Consider the following 2,731-nt stretch of genomic DNA (forward strand, 5'->3'; position numbering starts at 1 on the left):
GCACGGGCGGCACCTCGACGGGGGCGAACGGCTCCACGGGCTCCTCGCTCGCGACCGGCGGCGCGGCGGCCGGCGGCAAGACCATGGACCGCTCGCACGTGAACGAGACCGGCCAGGGCGGCCTCAACGGCCAATCCAAGGCCATGGCCCATGACGGCGGCACGTTCTCGAAGTCGCACACCAAGACCAAGGTCCGCGACGGCGAGGCCGTCGAGTCGCGCACCAAGACCATGGCGCACGAGCCCGGCTCGAAGCCCGTGAAATCGACCACCACCACCGGCTCGACGACCGGCCGGTGAGGCCGGCCGGGCGCCGCCCCCGATCCCATCCGATCTGATCTGATGTCAGGAGGCCCGATGCTCCGTAGATCGACCCTCACCCTCCTCTCGGTGCTGGCCTTCGCCGGCGGCATCGTCGGAACCACCACGTCCGCCATGGCCGACCCGCCCTGGGCGCGCGGCGGACGCGGCTTCCACCACGGCGGTCCGCCGCCCTGGGCGCCGGCCCACGGATGGCGGCGCAAGCACGAGTACGGCGGCCATGACGGCCGGTCGTATCGCGGGTCTCGGTTCTATGAGGGGCGGCGCTCCGGCGGATATCGCTACTGACCCGGCTGGGGCTGCGCGCGTCGGAAGCGGGGCAGCCGATCCGTCCGGGCGAGCTGGCAAAAGACGAGAGCCGATCCCGACAGGGCGGGATCGGCTCTCGGTGGCCACCGTCGAAGCGCTTGGTCCCGTTGCGGCGCTCAAACGATCTGACGCGGGGCAACCCCCACCGGCACGGACAGCGCCGGTCCGCCGCCGGCCGAGGTCGCGTTGTAGCTCCCGACGAGGTCGTGCGCCTCCTGCTCGCTCGCTGCGGCCGGCGGCGACCCCCACATGCTCGTCCCGTTGGGCTCGCGGATGGCGAGGATCGAGACGGCGCCGATCACGCCGGCGATCATCAGGTAATAGGCGGGCCAATTGAGGTCGCCCGTATAGGCTACGAGCGATCCGACGACCACCGAGGTCGTCCCGGCGAACAGCGACACCGACACGTTGAAGGAGATCGAGAGGCCGCTCGCACGGACATTCGTGGGGAAGAGGGCCGGCAGGGTCGAAGGCATCGTCGCGCTGAAGCAGATCAGCAGCATCCCCATGATCAGCAGGCCGAGGAAGACCGCGGTCTCGCTCTGGCTGCGGATCAGCAGGATCATCGGCAGGGCCAGTACGACGAGGCCGATCGCCCCGATCAGGGCGAAGGGCTTGCGCCCGAAGCGGTCCGACAGGCGCCCGATGAAGGGGATCGACAGGAGCGCGAGCACCATCACCGCGATCTGCAGGACCTGCGACTCCGTCGGCGAGATGCCGCCGGTCCGCTGCATCATCGGCAGGGTCTGGGTGACGTAGGTCGGCATGTACGAGGTCAGCATGTAGTTCGGCACGTTCCAGGCGAGCGCCAGCCCCATGCAGACGAGGACGTAGGGCCAGAGGACGAGGATGTCCTTCGCGGTCTGCCCCGCGCGCAGGCGCTTCTCGCGATCCTCCGTCTCCTGCTCCAGGGCCGCGAAGGCGGGCGTCTCGGCGAGCTGCGTGCGCAGGTAGACGCCGATGAGCCCGAGCGGCAGGGCCAGGAAGAAGGGCAGGCGCCAGCCCCAATCGAGCAGTTGCTCCTCGGTCAGGGCAACGCCCGCCACGGTGACGACGATGGCGCCCAGCAGGTATCCGGTGAAGGTGCCGAATTCCAGCCAGCTGCCGAGATAGCCGCGCCGCCGGTCGGGGGCGTACTCGGCGATGAAGGTCATGGCGCTGCCGTACTCGCCGCCGGTGGAGAAGCCCTGGACCAGCCGGGCGCAGAGAAGCAGGAGCGGCGCGGCGATGCCGATGCTCTCCTGGCTGGGAATGCAGCCGATCGCGAAGGTGCCGACGGCCATCAGGATCATCGTCGCCGCAAGAACCTTGTTGCGGCCGATCCGGTCGGCCAGGGGACCGAAGAACATGCCGCCGAGCGGCCGGATCAGGAACGCGACCGCGAACAGCCCGAACGTCGCGATCTCACCCATCGTGTGGGAGAGATTGGAGAAGAACACCTTCTGGATCGTCGGCTCGAAGAAGGCGTAGACGCCGAAATCGTACCACTCGGCCACGTTCCCGATCGACGCCGCCGAGATGGCGCGCCGGATCGTCGACGGCTCGGTCACGGTACAGTCCGAAGCCTTCCAATCCTTGTCGTCCTCAACATGCATTGACAGCATAGTTTGTCTCTCTCCGCAGGGCCACTGAGAAGAAAAAGCGATTCCTGAAATGGCGGATGCGCTCATGCGCTCATCGCCGCGATGCATCGCACCACGGCAACCATGAATACGTTTCAGTCGAAGACCGGCGCTGGTCTTCCTCCCGCACGGCAATGCCGAATATTTTTATCCATGAGAGCCGCAGCCGGCGCCCGCACAGGCTGCAACCGGGGACTACTTTGATCGAGTCATCCGCCGCGACTTGTCGCGGACCGACGTTTTTTTGCGATTTGTTGCGCGGCGGTCCGATTCACCCCGCCGCCGCTCCGCGCGATTCAGCACGTTCAGCCGCCGCGACACGTCCCACCGGTTTCGAGAAAAGCGGCCAAGACTAATGGATCGACAGTCTTTACGAGTATTCGGGCCGAGATCAAGGCAGCGGCACCCTCGGTCGCGAGCGGCCGAAACCGTCTCATACGGTCTCCGTTCGATCGTTCGGTCATCGCCCCTCTCCTCCCC

The 2,731-nt window shown here is 67.4% G+C and carries 2 protein-coding genes and 1 pseudogene; 2 read left to right on the forward strand and 1 reads right to left on the reverse strand.

What is annotated here, in order from left to right:
- Both MFF42_RS25690 and MFF42_RS25695 read left to right on the forward strand, forming a co-directional pair.
- A pseudogene (locus MFF42_RS25690) lies at window positions 1-299 on the forward strand (hypothetical protein); the annotation flags it as partial.
- Between the two features lie 57 nt (window positions 300-356).
- Window positions 357-608 (forward strand): hypothetical protein, encoded by a 252-nt coding sequence (locus MFF42_RS25695; protein WP_238258795.1) that lies wholly within the window; start codon window positions 357-359, stop codon window positions 606-608.
- A 137-nt stretch (window positions 609-745) separates the two neighbouring features.
- On the opposite strand, the gene MFF42_RS25700 is transcribed toward MFF42_RS25695, so the two are convergent.
- Window positions 746-2,179: an MFS transporter gene (locus MFF42_RS25700; protein WP_238258796.1), complete on the reverse strand. Its 1,434-nt coding sequence runs from the start codon at window positions 2,177-2,179 to the stop codon at window positions 746-748.
- Window positions 2,180-2,731: the final 552 nt, after the last annotated feature.

The sequence above is a fragment of the Methylorubrum podarium genome, assembly GCF_022179745.1.
GTDB lineage: Bacteria > Pseudomonadota > Alphaproteobacteria > Rhizobiales > Beijerinckiaceae > Methylobacterium > Methylobacterium podarium.

Coding starts and splice junctions, on each gene's coding strand:
- MFF42_RS25695 (WP_238258795.1), top strand. CDS start 357: ATGCTCCGTAGATCGACCCTCACCCTCCTCTCGGTGCTGGCCTTCGCC.